Here is a 20,689-nt window from a genome sequence, read left to right on the forward strand (position 1 = left end):
TGAACAAACAAAATGTTCTCATTCAAGAAATTGAGGTATTGCATGAAGGTGTTTTTTGAAGGGAGGTTTTATTGTGTGTCTTGGAAAAAAGAAAGAGCAAATACCTCACATAAAAAGCCAAAAGGGATAGAGGTTGGAACCCTTATAGCTTTTCTTGTCTTATCCTAGCCCCAATTGTCAGCTCAGACGAAGGAGATGTCGGTAGGCCGCATAACAGCGATCATAAAATAGAGTAACAATAATTTAGGTAAATCCCATAATCACTTTTATTTTAAGATTTTGCCGAAATACATAGTGCAGGGGAGTAAGACCAGACAATATCCCACCACCAATACTATTGAAAAGTGTTCTGGAAACCCATTTATGAGAATTTCAAGTTAAAGTTTATTGTTTAGGCTCAAATTTGAGCAATTTAAAAGACTAAGGTAAACTCAACCCCAGTCTTTTTTAAAACTTATACATCAGACAGAGGATGCTACCGTTGATTTTTTACCAAAACTGTTTATCCAAAAAGAAGGAGCAATGCAGATTAATAAGTTAGAAAGGACGGATTAGTCAATAGAAAGAATTGCGGTTATTTTAGTGTTTATCTTTACAGCTTTATGCCTTTGCGGATTTGGCATGCTGATTGGTAATACAAAAAGGAACGACAAAATTGACAAGATATATTATACCCTAGGGGTTTTCGGTGGTATCGGAATGCTAATGGGTTTTGTGTACTTTAAGTTTATACATTAATGGCGAAAAATCTTTATCCAATAGGAAGGAGCTCAGTAGAATGATCAACCAGCTAATTCACGGAGATTGTTTGGAGATCATGCCACAATTACCCGATAAGATCTTCGATATGATTTTATGTGATTTGCCTTTTCATTTCTTGTTTCATCGTAGGGAAAAGTATGGGGAGGCGTTAAATTTGCTTGAAGACGGATATAAACCTTGTGCTTCATGCGGTGTTTTGATTGACGATGGCCGCGTTAAAAATGGTGAATACTTGTGTCGTGATTGTTAGCACCATGGGTTAAAGAAGAAACACACCCTGCTTGCTAGCTGTATATTTTCAAAAAAAATATGAATGCGGAGGATTTCCAATGGGAAGCAGGGGCATGTTTCTTTGGAAATATTGGAGATATGATTGAGGATATAAGATCAATTGTATTGAGAGATGGATTGCTTATCATTGCCGGTCTGAAGCAAAAAGGAAATGAGTAATTTGGACATAATTTAATAGTCGTCTTAACGTAATTAAGAAAGGAAGCGATTAAATGGGGAACGAGTACGTAATTGTCGGAACAAAAAAAGGAATGCGTTTCACTTCCTGCGAGCAAGGAACGTCAGAACAAGAAGTGACTTATCCAAGTAAAGAGGATGCAGCTGATGATTTAAAAACCTATAAATCAACATTTCCGTTCGAAAATTTTGTAGTCCAACAAAAGCAGGATCCATTGCCGTTTTTGAAAAGGGGAAAATAGTCAGATACCAGGCAAGCGCGTAACTTCCCATTGAAGTAAGAATATTGGTATGTTATAATATGGCTAATTAAAAGACGGAACAGGAATACCCTGATTGGACACGTTTTATCGTGTTCTTTCAGGGTGTTTTTTTATGGAGAGGGGGAATCAGTGTGTCTTGGAAAAAAAGAAGGGCAAACGCTCCGCTAGACAACCCTAAAGCATCGAGATAGGTACTCTTATTGCGTTTCATCGAAAAAACAAGGAATTTGAAGGCGTCATTGACATGATCCGGGAAAACTCCGTCATCGTGAAAGTAGATGCTGACATACAAAAGTATTTGTAAATCGAAAACGAGCTTACAGTCGTAAACCATAAAAATTATCGGGTGTTGAATTAACGTGTGGACTATCTTAACAACTCAAATAACAAAGGATACTACAACAATGACAATCGAATTGGATATCGACCATAAATTATTTGAATCGTATCTAATTGATCGGAGCGTTTTGTATCCTTCCTACATTAATTTTAATACATATTGATACAATATTTTAAATCCATCGGGAAAGGTATCAGCGGGCTATTGTGAAACGACTTTTTGAATGGTTGGAAGAAGAGTATAGAAATTTTCAAAAGGAGTGGTTGGAGAATGCCAACTAAGCACCGGTGAGATGATGAATGTGAATTGGTTTACGTTATTGATTGCAGCTGTCATTGTAATTTTTGTTTTCCGCCTGTTGTCGATCGTTCGTTCATTCTTCTTTCGATTGGTCGGGTTTGTGGCGGCAGTAGTGGCGGTTTGGCGATTGTACATCATGTTTACTTATGGTTGATATCAATATACAAAAGGGGAATTTTGAAGATGAAGGGGTTTCTACAACAACTGGCCGATTGGTGGGAAAGAAATAAGAAAGCAAAGCTGAATGCAACGCCTGTTTAAATTAAGAAGGAAAAAATTATAAATAAAAACACCTTTGATTTAGTACCAGATAACTAGTACATCCATCCGAAGGTGTTTTTTGACTTATTTACGAAGGTCCGACTCCCAGCACAAATATAGCAGTTAGTGAGACCATAAAACTTATAACTAATGATATTCCCCAATCGACTTTTCTAGTTTGGCCAAATAACAGGCTTATAAAACTACAAATAATGAAGTTAATAACGAAGAGTACGCCAAACATAATAAATGTAATCATGGGAAACACCTCATTTTAAGAATTATAGACCGGTTACAACTCCTGAATACATAGAAGATTTGGCATAGTAAAACGGTGGTTTATCCCAGCCGGTCATCTCGGGAGCGTCGTAAATCACAAGTCGGTAGTCTCCCTTACCACCAGAGACATTAAAGCTGATTTGGCTTGTACTCGTCACTGATTTAGATTCCTGAGTTGTCCACCAGAGCCCATTACTTTTTTGCACATCAATATGAACTCTTTTAACATTTTTGGTTTTTACGAATTCGTCAACTTTAAACTTAACGTTAATTGTATCACGACTTGAGTAAAAATGCACATAATCTTTTACGTGACTTGAAGTTGACTCTGTTGTCTTCCCACTAAAATTCGTTATATGGACAGTTGAAGCGGAAGCCAGGCCCGAATTAACCGTGAATATCGCCAAAACTAAAACCAATATAGTTGCAAAGCGAGTGAATATATTTTTCATCTAAAGTAGCTCCTTAATAATCAATTTTCGCTTCCATAATTCGATATTCTTGAGTCGGACCGTATACATTTACAATAATAGTTGTGTAATATGACTTTGGAGACCACTTTAATGGTGTAAATGTTCCCCGGCTATAGACTTCTGCTATTTTCGCATCTCTGCCAAGTATACCGTCTACACCAGATTTCGTGGTAGTTTCAGTTCTGCTATATGCAGCACCGCTAAGATCAGGAACAGCAGTCAATCCAGTTAATTGACCTGAGCTATTCCATGAGAAGGTACCAGAAACAGCGTGCCTGAAATTGAACCCCAATGTATTTGCTACATATGCTTGATAGCTTTTGGATCCAACAGTAGAGGTTGCAGAGACTGAACCTTCTTTCAAAAATGGAGAAACTCTATTCTCTTTTGCTTCAAAAAATAATGTGACATTGCCAGAAGTTACTTCTACTTTCTCTGCACCATTCTCTAATTGTTTATTCGCTTCCTCCACTAAGGCTTTAAGCTCCAAGTTCATAGCTTCTATTTCTGCTTCATCCGGAAAATAGCTTTCCTCCGCAGATGCATTTAAGCTATTACCTAAAAACAGAGTAAATACAATAGCCACTATATATCCGATCTTTTTCAATTTGAAAATCCTCCTTTTTATTAATTTTCAGCAATGTTTTGTTTTTACTGCATGTTCAGAGGAGCGACCTCTAAAGTTGTACAACTATATATAATTTAACATTAGTAATGGAAAGCTTGAAATTTGCGTACATACAACCAATTCCAATAGAACTATAAAACATTAATAATATTTTTACGTTTTTTGATACAATAGCAATATAATGGGTTTTCAATTTATTTTAACGATCTGTATTACGTATTTATACAAGAATAAATAAAATACGACATTTATTTGCTATACAAATGCAAGAAAGGAGATGATGTTTTGAATTTAGGCAAAAGAATAAAGAATATTAGGGAGAGTAAAAGTTTGACGCAAGAAGATATCTTCACGGGTATAGTCTCTAATTCCCACTACAGTAATATTGAAAGTGGAAGATATAACGCGGCTATAGAGACAATTAAATTAATTGCAAAGAGACTTGACGTACCAGAGGATTACTTAATTTCCACAAAAGTTGATTGTAAAGAAACCCAAAATCTGATACATCCAGATCAATCGTCACAATTTCCCTTCCTAAGTGGAAACTGACGGTTTGAATGCCGAACAGTTCAACGAAAGCAGCCGTTAATATATGTTGACCGGCATGCTGTTGCATATGATCAAATCGGCGGTCCCAATCAATAACGCCTTCAACATCGATTTGAAGCTCTATCTCCTTTGCCAAGAAGTGAAGGATCTCTCCATCTATTTCTTCGACATCAATTACTTCGATCCCGTTGAGTGTACCCGTATCATGGGGCTGCCCGCCTCCTGTCGGATAAAAAGCGGTATTGTCCAATACGACATACGGTCGGTTGTTCTCATCTATTCCATTTTTCATAAGCTTTGCAGTAAATGTTGTACGATACACATCTTCATAATAATGGCGGTCTTTTAACATATTCAATCTCCCGTAGTAAACTTTTTCTTTAGTGTACACTAAAAAAGAAGAAGCTTCCCGTTTAATGGAAAGCTCCTTTCATTCGATTGCGCAATGATGAAATTTGCTTTATGAGAAGATCGTATTTTTCTTTCCAAAGTACACGCATCGCCAAAGTTAAAAATAATAATGAGCATAGGAGGAGTGTCGATACAATTGTTGTCACCTTAAAGAACAGCAATTCGCTGAAGCCCCCGAGCCCTATTGCAATCGATAAACTGCTAATAAATAGAATCAAGGCGACTGGAATGAGTTGCATGAATAGATCATAACCTCTCTTTTTCATGAAGCGCATCGTAATAGGTGTTAAAAACGCGATCAACACAATATAGAAAACAATGATCAGCGTATTTAAAACAATCATGATTATATCCATACTCATCAACCTCCAAAACGAATCACCTTCTGAATCTATACCCAAATTCCATAGAAATTATGCCTCATAGGAATGAAGATAGGAAGAAGGGATGTATTATAAGCCATTGTTCATTCAATTACTTCGAAGCTCTCTAGCATATGATAAAACCTTGCTCCATGACCTTCAGCGGCTTCTAAAAAATACTTGCTAGTCAGCGCGAAGCTACCGCCTTTGCCATTGCTGACAATATATAGATCAATCACATTTCCATCCCATGTAGATTCAGTCAGCCCGTGAAGATGATAGCCTTCCACCGGTTCTGTTACGGTTTCAACGTCTCGCAGATTAGGAAACTCCGGTTTCAAGGAAGACTGCAACTCGTCTGCAAGTGCTTCGGGAGGAACAGTAGGATATTGTTTAATTTCTAAACTAACTTCAGGGTATTTTTCCGGAAGTGGATCAATTGTCGTAATGAGATCGGAGTTTTCGCCAATTATCATTTTGTATCGGGATTCATCGATGTAAATGACATATTCAGCTTCTTTCCCTTCATGCAATTGAACGTTTGTTGGTTCTTCCTGTCCTTCAATGCTTTGAATTATTTCTTTTTCCGGGACAAACATATCTTTTATGCTTTTCATAAAAGCCAAACCTGTTTCCGTTTGCACGCCTATTAGAAGCGCTATAGCTGCCACAGCAGCCATGATTAACGGCAACAATCTCTTTTTCTTTTTCGTCCGTGTTGGGTGTCCTTCAAATAACTCTTTTTCAATGCCTTTCCAAATCTCTTCTTTCAGTTCTATGGCTTCCTGTTCTGTTTTGTCGTTCAATATGTGCTGAATTTGTTCATCGAACTTGCTCATTCGGAATCCTCCTTCATAAGTTGTTCTTTTAGCCGTTTTCTACCTTTAAACAATCTCGATTTGACCGTGTTTTGGTTCAGACTTAAAATTTCGGCAATCTCTTTTTCGGAACATCCTTTTATATATTTCAATATGATTGGGATTCTTTGATGGTCTTCTAAAGATTGAATGAGCGAATATAGATCAAATAAATGCTCTTCTTCATAAGGAGCAGACAATTCAATTTGCTCAACATACTTGCTATGTGAAGCTTCCTTTTTCATGACGCGCAAGCATTCGTTTGTCAATATCCTATAAAACCAAGGGTCAAAGGGTAATGATTCATCGTAGCTTCCAATTTGCCGATAGACACGGATGAAGGTTTCCTGAACGGCATCTTTCGCTTGTTCACGGTTCTTGGTTATGGCAGAAGCTGTGCGAATGGCAGTGTTTGCATAGGCATTGTACAATTGCCGAAATGCCTTTTTATCGCCAAATTTTATAAGTGTTAGCCAATTTTTCTCCAAGCTGTCCCCACCTTTCTGCATTGCTTTTATCCTTCTACTTACTATACCCGCGGAAAGATCTAAAAGTTTTCGGTAGAAAAAAAGATTCCACACAACTATTCTTAGTCATGTGGAATCTTCAGTTGCTAACAAACACCTTTAAAAAAGTAAAAGCTATAGGATCTATACTTCCTGCTGCAATCGAATTCTTCGGTTAGCGATCGTTGGCAATGTCATTCCGATTAGGATGATCACTATACCGCATATTTGCAGGGTTGTCATTTGTTCATTTAAAAGCAATACGGAAGCGGTGACGGCTACTGGCAATTCGATAGCGCTTAGGATAGACGCGGTTCCTCCTCCAACTTTCGGAATACCAATTGAGAAGAATAAAATTGGAATGATAATACCGAATACACCTAATATTAATCCGTATACCCATAATCCGCTAAATAGCACACCGTTCCAAACAATTTCTGGTTCTTGAAAAAAGGAAATGGCAATTGCTGCAAAGAAAGACATGAATAGCAAGCGAGTAATCGTATCCATTCCTTCAACTTGCCGCTGGTTTACTGCAAGAAACGCTGAAAAACTAATAGCGGATGCCATTCCCCACACCCAACCTTGCCAAGGGATGCCACTCAAATCCGCATCGATTATACCTGCTGCAAATATTGTGCCACCAAATAAAAAAAGCAGAGAGATGACCTCTGCACGTTTCGGCAATCGACGGTGAAGTATACAATCAAGAAGCATGCCAATCCATGTAAATTGGAAAAGCATAACAACAGCCAAAGAAGCAGGCATATAGCTGACAGTGATGCCGTAAACAGTGCCTGTAGTGGCTGTCAGCAAACCAGCTAATATAAGAGTAAACCCGCCGCCGAATTTGGGCAGGCCCCGATGTGTGAAAAGGTATAGAATTGCGGCCAATACAAATCCAGTGAAATATTGGCTCGTTACTGCTTGGGCAGCTGTATAACCATCTGCAATCGCCAATTTGACAATTGTCGATAAAATACCATAGCTGCTCGCCCCTATTATGACTAATAAGGGATACATCCATTGTTTCATCTTATAATCCTCCAGTCCATGCAATAGTATAACACGGGAAAGGATAAAGATTCGATAGTGGAATCCTAAAATATGGATTTGGTTAATAGATGAAATCTTTAGTAGCGTATGTGAGTAATGCAATTTGTTATATACAAAATAGAACAGGGGTGTTATACTAAACATATAACAAAAGAAGGGCTGTGAAAGTATGCAAGAACTCGCAAAAATCCCTTGGGATTTAATAATGCCCATTATTGTGCTGCAGTTGATTTTAATGATTGTTGCGCTATTCGATGTAATCCGCCATCAACGGACGAATGGGCCATTCATTATGTGGATATTCATTATAGTTTTCGTAAATATTATAGGCCCGATCGTGTACTTTATTTTTGGGAGGAAGCAAACATGACAGAGCTTCTGAATGTCAGAAAATTATCTAAAGCCTATGGAGAGCAAAGAGTTGTAGATTCAATCACCTTCGACTTAACAGCGCATACATCCACAGCGCTAATAGGTCCCAATGGGGCAGGAAAGACGACGACATTATCCATGCTGGCAGGACTTGTGACGCCTACGGATGGTACAATTTCATTTCTAAATCAAACAAAATCTGATATACGGTCAGCAATCGGTTTTCTGCCGCAATATCCAAAGTTTTTCCCGTGGCTGACGGCATTGGAATTTACGGAAATGGCAGCGAGGTTAAGTGGAGTAGATAGCCGGCAAGCTGCAAAAGAAGCGCAAAAAGCGTTGGAGTTTGTTGGACTTGGAGAGGCAATGAAAAAAAGATCCGGTACATTTTCCGGTGGCATGAAACAGCGGTTAGGATTGGCTCAGGCAATCGTCCATAAACCGCAGCTGCTGCTGTTGGATGAACCTGTATCTGCCCTCGATCCGGTAGGCCGTAGACAGGTGATGAATTTATTGAAAGAGTTGCAACAAGAAACGACAATTCTTTATTCGACACATATTTTGAATGATGCCGAGGAAATGACAGATCAATTATTGTTCCTTCGAAAAGGCATTCTTGTGGAAAATGGTTCGCTGGACGATATCCGCTCGAAATATGCTGATCCACGTATCGTTATAGAATTTGAGACGGCGCAGGAGGCAGGTAGATTTGTTCGTATGTCTTCTTGGGACATGAAGTCAAAAGAGAAAATAGTGTCGATAGAAGTGGTCGAAAGAAAAGTGATGATGCCTCATGTTTTGGCGATATTGCATAAAGGGGATTACGCGGTGCGGAAAGTCGAAATGCAGACGGCGAATTTAGAGGAAATCTTCATGAAAGCGGTGATGGACGCATGAATGATTTGAATGTGCTTATTCGAAAAGAGTGGCGAGAGATGAGCAGGAATTACAAATTGTATTGGATTCCGATCGTATTCATCATCTTCGGCATAATAGAACCAGTCACCAATTATTATTTGCCTCAAATTATGCAAAGTGTCGGGAACTTGCCTGAAGGAATGGATTTTTTATGGCCTGAATTTACCGGTGAAGATATTTTCATATCGTTGATGGGGCAATATCAAACGGTTGGCATTTTACTATTTTCTCTTGCGTTTATGGGCTCAATTGCAGGGGAAAGGAAAAGCGGAACAGCGACATTGCTTTATGTTCGTCCTTTATCATTCAAAAATTATTTCCTCAGTAAATGGATCGTCATTAATGGAATCGCGCTAAGCAGCGTATGGATTGGGTTTTTAGCAGCATGGTATTATATTCGAATTTTATTTAACACAGTGCCGATTGGGGAACTGCTTGCCTTTCTTGCGACGTACAGTTTATGGATTGTTTTTGCGGTGACGCTTATCCTGTTTTTCAGCGCTTCGGTATCAACAGGCGCTACTGCAGGTTTATCTATTTTGTTTTTATTATTTTTCCAAGTGATTGACTCCGTCATTGGGGCGTATTGGAAAGTAACTCCTTGGAAGCTATCGAGTTATGCGGCGGATCAATTTTACCATACGATGGATCAATCTGGATATTGGATGACGGTCGGGTTGAATAGTATGTTGATACTACTTTTCATCGTCTTAGGAATAGTTGCGTCGAAAAAGAATGCATCGAAAACGACAGTATAATACAAGCATTTTCATTTCCCGGGAAATTTCTACCGGGATCTCACATAGTCATGAAGGAAATCGTTGAAAAGAGGAGCTTTTTGGAAAAGCAAACCTTTCAACGATTTTTCTTTCCTTCTATCATGATTGATTGTATTTTTCTTCGCTTGACGAACGATTTTTTGTTTTGTGATGATGCCTTTCTTCTTCCTCTTCCATTCTCAAATCTTCCAAAGGAATCGGGTCGACGTTTTGCATATCTTCATGCATGTCGTAAATACTTTCTTTATCCGTTGGCATGTTTTCAGGATTATCCATGAACGATCCTTCCGCATCTTTGCGATCACGCTCAGTGAAAGGCTTTTTCTTATTCAATGAATCCACATCCTTTCTGTTTTTATACTATTTACCGTTTGGCATAACTATAAACATTGATTACAAATCCATATTGCTAATTAAGGTACATGTGTTTTCTATAGATGCAGAGGGTAAAGTGATCAAAAGCAGATAGAGGAGAGTGGTGTAATGGAAAAGGAATATGTCGGCACAATGCATTCGGTTGATGCGGCGCTATACAAAATTACAGAATTGATATCGAAAGGCTATAGTGAAGAACAAATTTCTGCAGTAGCATATTCGGAGGAAGACCTATCTCAACTGAGAAGTCAGACATTCATTGCGTTAGATGGAAGGGATGAGGGAAACCTTTTGGAGCGGTTTAAAGCAATGTTTATCGACGAGCGGCAAAGGAAGGAAAAAGTATTTGAAGATATGGGGTTTTCAAAAGAAGAGTCTGCAAATATTTATAATGAAGTGAAAAATGGAGGCATTGCAATATTCGTTGATCGCGTAAATACTCAATTGCCCAAAGAAGGACGCGGCGGTGGAGCTGTAGAAGATACGGAAAGGGATAGTCGGGCTGCTTTGACGAACAGTTTTGAACCGTTGTCGGGAGAAGATGATTTGCAGCCGAGAGACGACAACTCAGGTACTGTTCCACGCATTAACACCGATCATCTTTGACTAGAAAAGGCTGGGTCCATTTTCGATGGCCCCGGCCTTTTTGATCACCATTTTTTATGATTTTCTGAAACACGATCTTTTAATTTCCCAGCTTCTTTCTGTGCCTCGCCTTTTAATTTATCGAACTTTCCTTCAGCTTGCAGCATGGCGTCATCTGTCGCATTGCCAACTTGATCTTTCAATTCGCCTTTCGTTTTATTAACGGCACCTTTGATTTTATCTGAATAACTATTGTCTTTCATTCTTATGGCCTCCTAAAAAGTAGTTGTTTGTAAGTACCCGGTCTTGAATGCAATTAAACTTATGGGCTATGGAAGGTTTCGAGAGTGAAATGGCAAGAGTGTAAAGTCCTTAAATAGGGTATGAAAAATGCATCGAAACATACGTGGTTACTTGAAATGGCATTTTATATAATTGAAAGACAAAGAAGCTAAATACGGAGGAGATTCGTATGGCGGTAAGAAAAGGGCGCTTTGCAATTTGGAAAGGGAAAGAGTACCCGATCGTTTCCCAACAACGAACTTTGTATTTACAATCCGATTATGAAGATGAAATAAATGGATTTAAAAAATGGAGCACGAATAGTGATACCGCATATAAAGAAGTGTCAGTTGAGGATTTAGATGACGCTTATGAAATATTTCCTTATGTCATGCTGTCGGGCTACCGTTTTGTAGTGGATACCTTTCATGAGAAGGATGGGAAAGTGACGTTGACAACAAACAATCCCTTTGTCCAGAAGAAGCTATCGGTAACACCTTATGGCAGAGATGAATTTAGGATCGTATTGCCAATAGAAGAGGTAGAAATATTGGAAGACCGTTTGCCGATTTTAGGTTTTGATGAATGAAGAAGGCAGTGCCGTAATCAGCACTGTCTTTTCATTTATTGCTTTAACAGTTGAAGGACAGATTGCGCTTGCTGCAGATGAAGCGAAAATACATACTGCCCTGCTTGTAAAAGGATGTTTGCTTTTGTCAACGCCATCATTTCTTTTGCGATATCTACATCCCGTATGCGCGATTCAGCAGCAGTCAAGTTTTCCTCCATCGTCATAGCGTTGTTATACGCATGCTCTAATCGATTTACATAAGCTCCCATGCGTGCTCGTTCGGAGGACACCTTTTTGATGGCTTCATCTAATGATGAAATGGCTTGATCTGCCTCTTCGCGAGTTTCTATTGTGGCATCTTTTATCCCCAAAGCAGCCATGCCTGTATCTCCAATCGTAAATTCGATTGATTGCCCCGCATTTGCTCCAACCTGTGTTTTAAATGATGAGCGCGATCCGTCCAATAACGGCATTGTGTTAAATTGAGTGTCCTTTGAAATTCGTTCAAGTTCTTTTTTTAGTTCTTGAAATTCGATATTCAGCAATTCACGGTCATCATTAGTTAACGTGCCATTAGCAGCTTCTACACTTAACTCACGCATTCTATGCAAAATGGCATGTGTTTCGTCCAACGCTGATTCAGCAGTCTGGAATAGAGAAATGCTGTCTTGTATATTGCGCTGTGCGACTTGCAACCCTCGAATTTGTGCCCGCATTCTCTCCGAAATGGCCAGTCCTGCCGGATCATCCGCAGCACGATTAATCCTTAGTCCAGAGGAAAGCCGCTCCATGGACAGCATGATCTGATTATTATGCATGTTCATGTTGCGCAAAATGTTAAGCCCCACTGCATTCCAATTACCTAACATAAACTCACCTCTCCCTATATTTTCCTCTATCTCTTTTATCGTCAAATCATTGAATATTTTTATATTTATTCTGAAAATAATTCGGCGGCTCAACATTTAAAAGGATCGTTGAAAGTGGAAAGCTGTGGTTGGTTCGAATAATAGTGCATACCACAAAACGTAAAACTCTCATGTAGCGTCGGTCGATTTTTTAGAACGCACTCCAATTACTGGCGTAAGGTGCTTGTTTTCTGGCTCGAACACCCCGGATACTGGCGCACTCCTCTCCGTTACTGGCGTAACCCGATTAAATTCTACCGCTTATACAAAGTTTGATAAATTATGACACGTTTGTATAAAAGCCATATGTATGAGGACATCCTTTGGAGAAAGTGGTGAATTTTTTAGGAGGAAAATAGATGGCAGACAATCAACAAGGTTTATCGCGCAGAGATTTTCTAAAGACGACGGGAATAGCGACCGGCGCTTTAGTAGGTGGAGGGTTAATCGGGGGACTTGTCGGCTATAACGTCAAGAAGGATGGAAAGACTGCCAATGAAGGACAGCTCGCTACAGAAGGCGTGGAGGGCGCTCCGAAAGGGCTTATGTTTTTAACGAATCAAAATGAATTTCACGTTCTATCTCAAGCTACTGAGAGGATTTTTCCGGAAGATGACTTAGGGCCTGGGGCAATTGCACTTGGAGTGCCGTATTTTATTGATAATCAATTAGCGGGTAATTACGGCAGCAATGCAAGAGAGTATATGCAAGGTCCGTTTTTCGCTGGTGAAGCGACACAGGGGTACCAGAGCGCTTTAACACGTGCGGAGATTTTTAGGCAAGGTATCGCAAAGTTGGATGAAGAAGCGAATGCTCGGTATGAAAAAGGGTTTGCGGAGCTGGACGCTGAGCAAATGGATACAATTTTAACCGCTTTTCAGAAGAACGAAGTTGAGATGAAAGGTGTGTCCTCAGAATTCTTTTTTAGGCTTTTACGGCAAGCAACGCTTGAAGGGGCATATGCAGATCCGATTTACAACGGTAATGCCAATATGGAAGGATGGCGTATGAAAGGCTTTCCGGGACATCAAATGGCATATGTCAATGTTATAGAGGAAGAGAAGTTCCAAGTGATTGAACCTAAATCGATTAGCAGTATGCAGCACTAAGGGAGGCAATTGCCATGGCGAAAACTTTGGATAAGGTAGATGTTGTAACGGTGGGCATCGGCTGGACGGGTGGTATTGTTGCAGCTGAATGTGCAAAGGCTGGGTTGAAAGTTAGAGGCCTTGAGCGTGGGAAAAATAGGGGAACCCAAGACTATTTGATGATTCATGACGAATATAGGTATGCAATTCGATATGATCTCATGCAGGATTTATCGAAAGAAACGATTACTTTCCGAAACCATCGCAAAATGCGCGCCCTTCCAATGCGTCAGATGGGGTCTTTCCTGTTGGGTGAAAATTTAGGTGGAGCGGGTACGCACTGGAATGGGATGTCGTACCGTTTTTTGCCTTATGATTTTCAAATTAAATCAATGACAGAAGAAAGATACGGAAAAAACAAACTGCCCAGCGATTATCTTTTAACGGACTGGGGCATTACGTACGACGAGTTGGAACCTTATTTCGACAAATATGAAAAAACAGCGGGCATTTCTGGGGAAGATAATAATCCATTTTGGGGTAAGCGGTCAAGCGATTTTCCTACCCCTCCAATGAAAAAGACACCGATCTTGAAAATGTTTGAAAGTGCAACGAAAAAGTTGGGCTATCATCCATACATGCTGCCGTCTGCAAATATTTCGGAGGCGTACGAAAATCCAGATGGACAGAAGATTGCTCCTTGTCAATACTGTGGTTTTTGCGAGCGGTTCGGCTGTGAGTACGGAGCGAAATCATCTCCAGAAATCACGGTTGTCCCGACAGCGTTGAATACAGGAAATTTCGAGCCGGTTTTCCATGCCAATGTCGTGGAAGTTTTGAAGTCTGGGAATAAAGTGACCGGCGTCAGGTATTTTGATACACAAACTGGCGAAGAGTTCATACAACCAGCAGACGTTGTCGTTTTGACAAGTTATGTGTTGAACAATGCAAAGCTGCTCATGGTGTCGAAAATCGGTGAACAATATGATCCTGACACAGGCAGAGGCACATTAGGGAAAAATTATTGCTATCAGCTTGGACCAGGAACGACCGGATTTTTTGAAGATCAAATGAATGTATTTATGGGCGCGGGGGCATTGGGAATGTCCATTGATGATTTTAATGGAGATAGCTTTGATCATTCCGACGTTGATTTCATCCACGGCGCAAGCATTACTTTGGGACAAACAGGAGTACGTCCAATTCAGACTAACCCTGTGCCGCCTGATGTGCCGGCGTGGGGAGCGGAATTTAAAAAAGCTTCGATATATAACTATACGCGGACATTATCCGTGCATGGTCAAGGAGCAACGATGCCTCATAAGGAGAATTATATGACGCTTGACCCGAATTATCGCGACGCATATGGGGTACCTTTGCTGCAAATGACGTATAACTTTACGGAACAGGATCGAAACTTGCATCAGTTCATTACCGAGCGTACAGCAGAAATTATGAAAGAGATGGGTGCAAAGACAGTTGTACCGGGAAGCCCAATTACTGATTATGACATTGTTCCTTACCAATCGACGCATAATACAGGGGGAACGACGATGGGGGCAAGCCCCGATGATAGTGTAGTCAACAATTACTTGCAGCATTGGGACGCGGATAATTTATTTGTCGTTGGTGCTGGAAATTTTCAGCATAATAGTGGCTACAATCCAACAGCGACTGTTGGTGCCCTTGCGTACCGAGCAGCAGAAGGAATTATTAAATACAGCAAAAATGGCGGTTCACTTGTCTAATCGAAAGGAGACATGAAACATGAGTTTAGCAAGCATCGGCGTACCTGGATTAATCATTATTTTAGTCATTATTCTTATCCTTTTCGGCCCTCGGAAATTGCCAGAAGTCGGATCGGCAGTTGGAAAGACGCTAGCAGAATTTAAAAAATCGGCCCGTGATGTCTTAGAAGACGAAGAGGGGAAAGAAGATCAATCGAAGAAAACAGATCAGCTGTGAGGATCGATTATGGATCCATATCAAGAACATAGAAATGTACGTAGTCCATTGGATAAAAAGCCTGTCAACACTGAAGATGAGAAGCAATCTACGGTAAAAAATCAAGAGCGGGATGAAGTAGTAAAAACGACAGAACCTCAACCTTCACTTGTTGATCATTTGAATGATTTACGAAAGCAGCTCATTAAAAGTATCGCCACTTTCCTATCTTTCTTCTTATTCATTTTCGTGACGATTAACAAATGGTTTCCACTCATTACGAGAGGTCACGAACTAGTAGTCCTTGGACCGATGGAAGTTGTGACATTTTATATGTCCATATCGGCTGCATTGGCATTCGGTTTGTCACTACCTTTTCTATGTCATTTTTTATGGCAATTCGTTAAGCCGGGGCTGAATGAGAAGGAGAGTCAATTTCTTGGGCTCTACTCGCCTGTCATGTTGTTATTGTTTGCGGGAGGCATCGCGTTCGGCTATTTTGTCGTAAATCCTTTGAGCTATCATTTTTTAGTATCTTTAGGAGCGGTAAATTTCACAGTAATGGTTTCTGCGCAAGAGTATGCAAAGTTTCTCTTGATGACGACATTGCCGATCGGCTTATTATTTGAACTGCCGATTGTAGCAATGTTCCTCTCTGCAATTGGATTGCTGACGTCTGCATCATTAAAAAAGGTTCGGAAATGGTCTTACGTCATTTTGGCAATTCTTTCTGGTCTGTTGACGCCACCGGATTTCATTAGCCAATTGATCGTGCTCATCCCGATGATCGTGTTATACGAAGCAAGTGTACTTATCGTTGTGTACAAAGAACGAAGAAATATGGCTGTTAATTAACTGAAATGAGCAAAGGGAATGTGAGGATCCTTTGCTCATTTTTTGTTTGGCAATAAATTTCCTCGGAGGGAACAAAAATATTCACAATGCTATAATAAAAGTAAATAGGCTGACGACTGGATGTGACACAATGCAACATGAAGGCTATACGTTGAGGGATCTTCAATTTTGGAAAATCGTAATTGGTTTAGGGTTTGCTTCTATTTTCATATTTGCTGCGATGTATGCGATGCAGCCGCTTTTGCCTTTGTTCACGAAGGAATTCGGTATTTCGGTGTCTTACGCCAGTACAGCGATGTCAATGACGACAATCGGGCTGATCGTGGGGTTAATCGTCCTTGGATTTTTTTCGGATCGAAACGGGCGGAATGTTTATATTTATTTATCGCTCATTGGCTCGGTCATTCCGTTTCTTTTAATTGCAAATACGGATTCTTTTTTAACCATCGTCATTTTACGTTTCCTACAAGGTTTTGCGCTAGCTGGTGTTCCAGCAGCAGCGCTTGCTTATATTAGTGAGGAAATACATAGGCAGTTTACGAGTGTCGCCACGGCATTCTATATTGCTTTTAATGGATTGGGAGGAATGATTGGCCGTTTCATGACGGGGTTTATTGCCGAGCAAGCATCTTGGCAAATGTCATTATATATCCTTTCCATTTTTGGAACGGTACTATTTGTCATTCTGTTGTTAATCCTTCCGAAGTCAAGGAATTTTGTGCCGAGTGATACGACGTTCAAAAAAGATATTGAAGGGATTGCTTTTCACCTGAAAACCCCGGCTTTGCTAATCGTTTTCGGGTTAGGCATTGTGCTGCAATTATCCTTCACCGGGATTTGGACATACTTGCCGTTTCATTTAATTGAGGCGCCGTATTCGCTGTCACTTGAATGGATATCTTATTTATATTTAGCATATGGTTTTGGAGTGATCGGTGCACCGCTTGCAGGATGGCTTGCGGGGAAATTCGGCCTCCGTAATGTGAGGCGGGTAGGGGTCGTTTTATTATCAGCAGGGATTGGTCTTACGGCATTATCACCGCTTGTTTTGATTGTTGTCGGATTATGTGTCATCTGCTTAGGGTTCTTCACGGCGCATTCGTTGACGGCGGCTTCTGTCAGCAAGGAAGCGACACATCATAAAGGGAGTGCATCGAGCCTTTACTTGGTCTCCTATTATATTGGCGTTGCAATGGGCAGTACATTGCTCAGTCCGCTGTATGAGAGCTTAGGTTGGCACGGGCTCGTTGCACTTACTGCATTATTGCCTATTGTTTACGTAGGGATGATTCGTTATCGAAGACAAAAGAATTAAAGCATTTAGAAGTGGTCCAGCAAGTTACACTTATTTTATATAATGAATGTGATAGATACTTCTAATAGGAAAGTTTTTGCGTTCATATGTAATGACAGATGGTAGAATTACGTGGATAGTAGAGATGACAGTGTGGGATGGAGAGTATAGCCTTAGAACAGTGCCGTAGTTAGGGCCGTTTCTTGAAGGAGGAGCTTTGATTTGAAAAAAATAGATGATTTAAAAGCTGGAGTTGCTGTAATTATTTTGAACAAAGAGAATCAGGTGCTATTGCAAAAAAGAGCCGATGTAGGGTTGTGGGGTATTCCTTCAGGACATGTGGAAATTGGTGAAACAGTGTCTGAAGCAATTATAAGAGAAGTAAAAGAAGAAACTAATTTAGATATAAAAATTGAAAAGCTGATCGGTGTTTACTCAGATCCAGATTCACAAGTGTTCAATTATCCAAATGGCAAAGTAGTGCATTTTATAACAACTTGTTTTCTTGCTGAAATTACAGGTGGGGAACTTAAATGCAACTCAGATGAGTCGCTTGAAATACAATTTTTTAGTCAAGACAATTTACCAAAGGATTTGTTAACAATGCACCCTCAATGGTTAGATGATGCTCTTTCAAACAAGGAAGCGGCATTTATTCGCTGAATCGGGCGCACATACACAAAGGTGCAATTTTGGAAAGGGGGATGTACATGATTCGTTTAGTAACAAAAAGTGATTTACAACAAGCTGCTTCTCTTGTGGCGATGGCTTATCCGGGGATGCAAATATCGGGAAAGGAAGCTCAACAAACGTTTATTGAACGACTTAGTTTCGAAATTGAATCTGAAAATAACTTGAGTTTCTATGGATTCTTTACCGAACAAGATGAGTTGTTAGGCTTGTATAAGCTTCATGACCTTAACATGAATGTAAATGGTAGTATTGTACGTGTTTGGGGAATCGGTACGGTAGCTGTTCACTTTTTTCACAAAAAAGAAGGTATTGCGAAACAGTTGCTGCAGCATTTTCATGAGCTTGCTAGACAAGAAAATGTCGGGATTGTTTCGTTATACCCTTTTAACACGTCTTTCTATCAAAAGATGGGGTATGGATATGGACCAACTCGCTATCAATATAAACTAAAGCCCACAAGTTTTCCAAGCAGTGGTGAACGAAAGAAAGTAGTCATGTTGTCTCCGTCCAATGAGGAAGAGATTGTCGCCGTGTACAATAAATTTGCATCGATGCATCATGGCATGATCGAACGGACTTGGCATGAACGTAACTTAATTAAGAAAAAAGCTACGTATTATGCCGGTGTTTATGAGGGGAATGAGTTAGTTGGTGCGCTTGCATATAAGTTGCAACCTGTAAAGGATAGTCATTTTCTACATCATGAAATGAATATTTTTGAATGGGTATGGACGAAGCCAAGCGCTTTCATCGATATGTGTACGTGGATTCATTCACAACAGGATCAAGTAGATCGTGTCTACGTTCGAACGCAAGATGAATCATTTATTTATCAACTGGAAGACCCGAAGAACGATAGCAATCGTATAATTCCGAGTGTTTATCACGAAATCGGTACTGTTGGTACAGGGATTATGTATAGAATTAGCTCGATCATGTCATTTGTGGAACAAACGAATTTTAATTCCTTAGATCGACCTGATCGTCCTGTAACGATTTCTTTATTTGTTCAAGATTCGTTTATAAAGGAGCAAAACGGTAGTTACAATTTATCCTATAGCGAAGATTGTTGGAGCATAGAAAAATCGTCCATTTCTATTGAGGAAGTTGATGTAAGCATCGCAGTTTCGGATTTAAGTTCCTGGTGGATGGGCTGTGTTAGCTTGGAGCAGCTAGCTCAGTATGGAAAAGTAAAAGTGAACAATTGGCCAGCAAATCAGTTGGATCGATGGTTTAAGCCTACCAACAAACCTGTTTGCTTCACTTCATTCTAATAATGTATAATTTGTTTCAAAATTTTTTCTGAGTGAGGGTAAATTATGAACATTTCGTTTAAATTAATGTCATCAATTAGCTTTGAAGAGGCGCATGCCCTGTTTAATCGTGGGTTTGAAGGGTATTTAGTGCCGATGAATTTATCTTTAGATACTTTTGTGGGCCGTTTTGGGAATGATGGATTATCTTCGGCATTGTCTGTCGTTGCATATGATGGAACAGACCCAATCGGCTTTGTGCTTCAAGGCATTCGAGAAGTGGATGGTCAAAAGATTTCCTGGAATGGCGGAACGGGGATTATTCCGGAATACCGAGGAAGAAGGTTAGGTTATTCCTTGATGGAGGAAGCAGAAAAACGCATACTGGAGCGTAATGTCTCTGTTGCGACGTTGGAGTCCCTTTCTGAAAATAAGGCAGCAATCTCTTTATATGAAAACTGTGGTTATCAAGTAGAGGACGAATTGCTTTTCTTGCGTGCAAACGGAAGAATAGTTAGCCAGTTGCCGGAGCTTGATGGCTATGAAATGGTAAGAATTCCGGCTGCCCAAACGATTGGATCGGATTTATTTCCAAGTATCGTTCCTTGGCAAACAGATGCTAATAACACACCGAAATTGGGTGGGGAAGCTGTCCTGATTATAAAGAATGGAGAAGTGGAGGCAGCTTGTCTCATTCGGAAAAATTGTACATTTGGCAATGAGACGGAAAGCATTACGTTGTTTCAAGTGAAGGAAAATGGAAATGAAGATGCTTTAAACAAACTCCTATCTTATGCATTGGAATACGACAAACCAATCAATCGTACAACTTATAACTTCCTAAAAGGAAATGGACGCGCAATTTCATCTTTACGAGCAAGTGGTTTTGAAAATACGCCAATATCACAAGTTTTTATGACGAAAACATTCTAAATTGTACCCAACGAAGAGGTTTTTGAACAATAAGAGATGTACGACTTAACTTGCAAGCAATGTTTAGGGCTTTTGCCATTATTCGGGATGTCCCCACGTTGAATGACACTGCCTTTAAAGAAAACGGGGCTGTCCAATAAGTCCCTAAAATAGAACAGGTGGCGAAAAACGAATCGTTTTTCGCCACCTGTTCTTGTATTTTTCTCATTTAATACTGAAAGTAGCTCGCGGATGCCGGCCACTTTCAGTAGATTGTGGGCCAATGCCACAATTCCGAATTCCGTATGCACCTTTTCGATGCCCCGCAGTGAGAATTTGCGG

At 40.0% G+C, this 20,689-nt stretch carries 28 protein-coding genes and 1 pseudogene; 18 read left to right on the forward strand and 11 right to left on the reverse strand.

All coding sequences use genetic code 11. The features are described 5' to 3' along the window. The first annotated feature begins 778 nt into the window (after nt 1–778). The 4 genes from WFH04_RS06870 (at nt 779) to WFH04_RS06880 (ending at nt 2,287) form a co-directional block, all read left to right on the forward strand. Nucleotides 779–1,012, forward strand: a complete 234-nt coding sequence (locus WFH04_RS06870; protein WP_336823322.1) for a hypothetical protein — start codon at nt 779–781, stop codon at nt 1,010–1,012. Between the two features lie 253 nt (nt 1,013–1,265). Further along, complete coding sequence (locus tag WFH04_RS06875; RefSeq protein ID WP_336823323.1) at nt 1,266–1,472, forward strand: hypothetical protein; 207 nt, start codon at nt 1,266–1,268, stop codon at nt 1,470–1,472. A gap of 220 nt (nt 1,473–1,692) precedes the next feature. Next, nucleotides 1,693–1,797 (forward strand): hypothetical protein, encoded by a 105-nt coding sequence (locus WFH04_RS18340; RefSeq protein ID WP_408020176.1) that lies wholly within the window; start codon nt 1,693–1,695, stop codon nt 1,795–1,797. Between the two features lie 337 nt (nt 1,798–2,134). Then, nucleotides 2,135–2,287, forward strand: coding sequence for a hypothetical protein (locus tag WFH04_RS06880; RefSeq protein WP_336823324.1), 153 nt, complete (start codon nt 2,135–2,137; stop codon nt 2,285–2,287). A 388-nt stretch (nt 2,288–2,675) separates the two neighbouring features. Here the strand turns inward: WFH04_RS06880 and WFH04_RS06885 are convergent, their stop codons facing one another. Together WFH04_RS06885 and WFH04_RS06890 are read right to left on the reverse strand one after the other, a co-directional pair. Further along, nucleotides 2,676–3,125 (reverse strand): hypothetical protein, encoded by a 450-nt coding sequence (locus WFH04_RS06885; RefSeq protein ID WP_336823325.1) that lies wholly within the window; start codon nt 3,123–3,125, stop codon nt 2,676–2,678. Nucleotides 3,126–3,138: 13 nt separating this feature from the next. After that, nucleotides 3,139–3,753, reverse strand: a complete 615-nt coding sequence (locus WFH04_RS06890; RefSeq protein ID WP_336823326.1) for a hypothetical protein — start codon at nt 3,751–3,753, stop codon at nt 3,139–3,141. A 351-nt stretch (nt 3,754–4,104) separates the two neighbouring features. Between WFH04_RS06890 and WFH04_RS18345 the strand changes: the two are divergent. After that, nucleotides 4,105–4,188: pseudogene (locus WFH04_RS18345) on the forward strand (hypothetical protein); the annotation flags it as partial. A gap of 7 nt (nt 4,189–4,195) precedes the next feature. Here the strand turns inward: WFH04_RS18345 and WFH04_RS06895 are convergent. The 5 genes from WFH04_RS06895 to WFH04_RS06915 form a co-directional block, all read right to left on the reverse strand. Then, the gene (locus tag WFH04_RS06895; protein WP_336823327.1) at nt 4,196–4,678 is read right to left on the reverse strand and encodes an alanine--tRNA ligase-related protein; all 483 of its coding nucleotides are present in this window, start codon (nt 4,676–4,678) and stop codon (nt 4,196–4,198) included. A 61-nt stretch (nt 4,679–4,739) separates the two neighbouring features. Continuing rightward, the gene (locus tag WFH04_RS06900) at nt 4,740–5,093 is read right to left on the reverse strand and encodes a hypothetical protein (protein WP_336823328.1); all 354 of its coding nucleotides are present in this window, start codon (nt 5,091–5,093) and stop codon (nt 4,740–4,742) included. 110 nt (nt 5,094–5,203) lie between these two features. After that, nucleotides 5,204–5,938 carry a hypothetical protein gene (locus WFH04_RS06905; protein WP_336823329.1) on the reverse strand — a complete coding sequence of 245 codons (735 nt, stop codon included), beginning with the start codon at nt 5,936–5,938 and terminating at the stop codon, nt 5,204–5,206. Next, a complete protein-coding gene (locus tag WFH04_RS06910) occupies nt 5,935–6,444 on the reverse strand; it encodes an RNA polymerase sigma factor (RefSeq protein WP_336823330.1) in 510 nt (169 codons plus the stop codon). Before WFH04_RS06910 ends, WFH04_RS06905 begins: the two co-directional genes overlap by 4 nt. A 162-nt stretch (nt 6,445–6,606) precedes the next feature. After that, nucleotides 6,607–7,497, reverse strand: coding sequence for an EamA family transporter (locus tag WFH04_RS06915; protein ID WP_336823331.1), 891 nt, complete (start codon nt 7,495–7,497; stop codon nt 6,607–6,609). Nucleotides 7,498–7,687: 190 nt separating this feature from the next. Here WFH04_RS06915 and WFH04_RS06920 point away from each other — a divergent pair, with 190 nt between their 5' ends. From WFH04_RS06920 to WFH04_RS06930, 3 genes are read left to right on the forward strand one after another with little or no spacing between them, the layout of a single operon-like run. After that, nucleotides 7,688–7,888 carry a PLDc N-terminal domain-containing protein gene (locus WFH04_RS06920; protein ID WP_336823332.1) on the forward strand — a complete coding sequence of 67 codons (201 nt, stop codon included), beginning with the start codon at nt 7,688–7,690 and terminating at the stop codon, nt 7,886–7,888. Next, on the forward strand, nt 7,885–8,787 hold the full coding sequence (locus WFH04_RS06925) for an ABC transporter ATP-binding protein (RefSeq protein ID WP_336823333.1): 903 nt from the start codon (nt 7,885–7,887) through the stop codon (nt 8,785–8,787). Before WFH04_RS06920 ends, WFH04_RS06925 begins: the two co-directional genes overlap by 4 nt. Continuing rightward, nucleotides 8,784–9,566, forward strand: coding sequence for an ABC transporter permease (locus WFH04_RS06930; RefSeq protein WP_336823334.1), 783 nt, complete (start codon nt 8,784–8,786; stop codon nt 9,564–9,566). Before WFH04_RS06925 ends, WFH04_RS06930 begins: the two co-directional genes overlap by 4 nt. A gap of 120 nt (nt 9,567–9,686) precedes the next feature. Here the strand turns inward: WFH04_RS06930 and WFH04_RS06935 are convergent, their stop codons facing one another. After that, nucleotides 9,687–9,920, reverse strand: coding sequence for a hypothetical protein (locus WFH04_RS06935; protein ID WP_336823335.1), 234 nt, complete (start codon nt 9,918–9,920; stop codon nt 9,687–9,689). Between the two features lie 150 nt (nt 9,921–10,070). On the opposite strand from WFH04_RS06935, the gene WFH04_RS06940 reads away from it, so the two are divergent. Further along, a complete protein-coding gene (locus WFH04_RS06940) occupies nt 10,071–10,568 on the forward strand; it encodes a general stress protein (RefSeq protein ID WP_336823336.1) in 498 nt (165 codons plus the stop codon). Between the two features lie 44 nt (nt 10,569–10,612). On the opposite strand, the gene WFH04_RS06945 is transcribed toward WFH04_RS06940, so the two are convergent. After that, nucleotides 10,613–10,810 (reverse strand): CsbD family protein, encoded by a 198-nt coding sequence (locus WFH04_RS06945; RefSeq protein ID WP_336823337.1) that lies wholly within the window; start codon nt 10,808–10,810, stop codon nt 10,613–10,615. A 209-nt stretch (nt 10,811–11,019) separates the two neighbouring features. Between WFH04_RS06945 and WFH04_RS06950 the strand changes: the two genes are divergently transcribed. Further along, complete coding sequence (locus tag WFH04_RS06950; protein ID WP_336823338.1) at nt 11,020–11,418, forward strand: hypothetical protein; 399 nt, start codon at nt 11,020–11,022, stop codon at nt 11,416–11,418. 35 nt (nt 11,419–11,453) lie between these two features. On the opposite strand, the gene WFH04_RS06955 is transcribed toward WFH04_RS06950, so the two are convergent. After that, nucleotides 11,454–12,269 carry a flagellin N-terminal helical domain-containing protein gene (locus WFH04_RS06955; protein WP_336823339.1) on the reverse strand — a complete coding sequence of 272 codons (816 nt, stop codon included), beginning with the start codon at nt 12,267–12,269 and terminating at the stop codon, nt 11,454–11,456. 398 nt (nt 12,270–12,667) lie between these two features. On the opposite strand from WFH04_RS06955, the gene WFH04_RS06960 reads away from it, so the two are divergent. From WFH04_RS06960 to WFH04_RS06995, 8 genes are all read left to right on the forward strand, one after another. Continuing rightward, complete coding sequence (locus WFH04_RS06960; RefSeq protein ID WP_336823340.1) at nt 12,668–13,417, forward strand: gluconate 2-dehydrogenase subunit 3 family protein; 750 nt, start codon at nt 12,668–12,670, stop codon at nt 13,415–13,417. Nucleotides 13,418–13,431: 14 nt separating this feature from the next. Continuing rightward, complete coding sequence (locus tag WFH04_RS06965; protein WP_336823341.1) at nt 13,432–15,144, forward strand: GMC family oxidoreductase; 1,713 nt, start codon at nt 13,432–13,434, stop codon at nt 15,142–15,144. 19 nt (nt 15,145–15,163) lie between these two features. Then, nucleotides 15,164–15,361, forward strand: coding sequence for a twin-arginine translocase TatA/TatE family subunit (gene tatA / locus WFH04_RS06970; RefSeq protein WP_336823342.1), 198 nt, complete (start codon nt 15,164–15,166; stop codon nt 15,359–15,361). 9 nt (nt 15,362–15,370) lie between these two features. Further along, a complete protein-coding gene (gene tatC / locus WFH04_RS06975; protein ID WP_336823343.1) occupies nt 15,371–16,195 on the forward strand; it encodes a twin-arginine translocase subunit TatC in 825 nt (274 codons plus the stop codon). Between the two features lie 130 nt (nt 16,196–16,325). Next, complete coding sequence (locus WFH04_RS06980; protein WP_336823344.1) at nt 16,326–17,510, forward strand: MFS transporter; 1,185 nt, start codon at nt 16,326–16,328, stop codon at nt 17,508–17,510. Nucleotides 17,511–17,711: 201 nt separating this feature from the next. After that, nucleotides 17,712–18,152, forward strand: a complete 441-nt coding sequence (locus tag WFH04_RS06985; protein WP_336823345.1) for an NUDIX domain-containing protein — start codon at nt 17,712–17,714, stop codon at nt 18,150–18,152. A 47-nt stretch (nt 18,153–18,199) separates the two neighbouring features. Then, on the forward strand, nt 18,200–19,456 hold the full coding sequence (locus tag WFH04_RS06990; RefSeq protein WP_336823346.1) for a GNAT family N-acetyltransferase: 1,257 nt from the start codon (nt 18,200–18,202) through the stop codon (nt 19,454–19,456). A gap of 45 nt (nt 19,457–19,501) precedes the next feature. Then, entirely contained in the window at nt 19,502–20,368 is an 867-nt protein-coding gene (locus WFH04_RS06995) for a GNAT family N-acetyltransferase (RefSeq protein ID WP_336823347.1), read from the forward strand. On the opposite strand, the gene WFH04_RS07000 is transcribed toward WFH04_RS06995, so the two are convergent. Further along, nucleotides 20,365–20,689, reverse strand: a 325-nt coding sequence (locus tag WFH04_RS07000; protein WP_408020175.1) for a hypothetical protein, incomplete at its 5' end; no start/stop codon positions are given. The two genes, WFH04_RS06995 and WFH04_RS07000, sit on opposite strands and share 4 nt — an antisense overlap.

This window comes from Sporosarcina sp. USHLN248 (assembly GCF_037144575.1).
GTDB lineage: Bacteria > Bacillota > Bacilli > Bacillales_A > Planococcaceae > Sporosarcina > Sporosarcina contaminans.

Coding starts and splice junctions, on each gene's coding strand:
- WFH04_RS06870 (WP_336823322.1), top strand. CDS start 779: ATGATCAACCAGCTAATTCACGGAGATTGTTTGGAGATCATGCCACAA.
- WFH04_RS06875 (WP_336823323.1), top strand. CDS start 1,266: ATGGGGAACGAGTACGTAATTGTCGGAACAAAAAAAGGAATGCGTTTC.
- WFH04_RS06885 (WP_336823325.1), bottom strand. CDS start 3,125: ATGAAAAATATATTCACTCGCTTTGCAACTATATTGGTTTTAGTTTTG.
- WFH04_RS06895 (WP_336823327.1), bottom strand. CDS start 4,678: ATGTTAAAAGACCGCCATTATTATGAAGATGTGTATCGTACAACATTT.
- WFH04_RS06900 (WP_336823328.1), bottom strand. CDS start 5,093: ATGGATATAATCATGATTGTTTTAAATACGCTGATCATTGTTTTCTAT.
- WFH04_RS06905 (WP_336823329.1), bottom strand. CDS start 5,938: ATGAGCAAGTTCGATGAACAAATTCAGCACATATTGAACGACAAAACA.
- WFH04_RS06915 (WP_336823331.1), bottom strand. CDS start 7,497: ATGAAACAATGGATGTATCCCTTATTAGTCATAATAGGGGCGAGCAGC.
- WFH04_RS06920 (WP_336823332.1), top strand. CDS start 7,688: ATGCAAGAACTCGCAAAAATCCCTTGGGATTTAATAATGCCCATTATT.
- WFH04_RS06925 (WP_336823333.1), top strand. CDS start 7,885: ATGACAGAGCTTCTGAATGTCAGAAAATTATCTAAAGCCTATGGAGAG.
- WFH04_RS06930 (WP_336823334.1), top strand. CDS start 8,784: ATGAATGATTTGAATGTGCTTATTCGAAAAGAGTGGCGAGAGATGAGC.
- WFH04_RS06940 (WP_336823336.1), top strand. CDS start 10,071: ATGGAAAAGGAATATGTCGGCACAATGCATTCGGTTGATGCGGCGCTA.
- WFH04_RS06945 (WP_336823337.1), bottom strand. CDS start 10,810: ATGAAAGACAATAGTTATTCAGATAAAATCAAAGGTGCCGTTAATAAA.
- WFH04_RS06950 (WP_336823338.1), top strand. CDS start 11,020: ATGGCGGTAAGAAAAGGGCGCTTTGCAATTTGGAAAGGGAAAGAGTAC.
- WFH04_RS06955 (WP_336823339.1), bottom strand. CDS start 12,269: ATGTTAGGTAATTGGAATGCAGTGGGGCTTAACATTTTGCGCAACATG.
- WFH04_RS06960 (WP_336823340.1), top strand. CDS start 12,668: ATGGCAGACAATCAACAAGGTTTATCGCGCAGAGATTTTCTAAAGACG.
- WFH04_RS06965 (WP_336823341.1), top strand. CDS start 13,432: ATGGCGAAAACTTTGGATAAGGTAGATGTTGTAACGGTGGGCATCGGC.
- tatA (WP_336823342.1), top strand. CDS start 15,164: ATGAGTTTAGCAAGCATCGGCGTACCTGGATTAATCATTATTTTAGTC.
- tatC (WP_336823343.1), top strand. CDS start 15,371: ATGGATCCATATCAAGAACATAGAAATGTACGTAGTCCATTGGATAAA.
- WFH04_RS06980 (WP_336823344.1), top strand. CDS start 16,326: ATGCAACATGAAGGCTATACGTTGAGGGATCTTCAATTTTGGAAAATC.
- WFH04_RS06990 (WP_336823346.1), top strand. CDS start 18,200: ATGATTCGTTTAGTAACAAAAAGTGATTTACAACAAGCTGCTTCTCTT.
- WFH04_RS06995 (WP_336823347.1), top strand. CDS start 19,502: ATGAACATTTCGTTTAAATTAATGTCATCAATTAGCTTTGAAGAGGCG.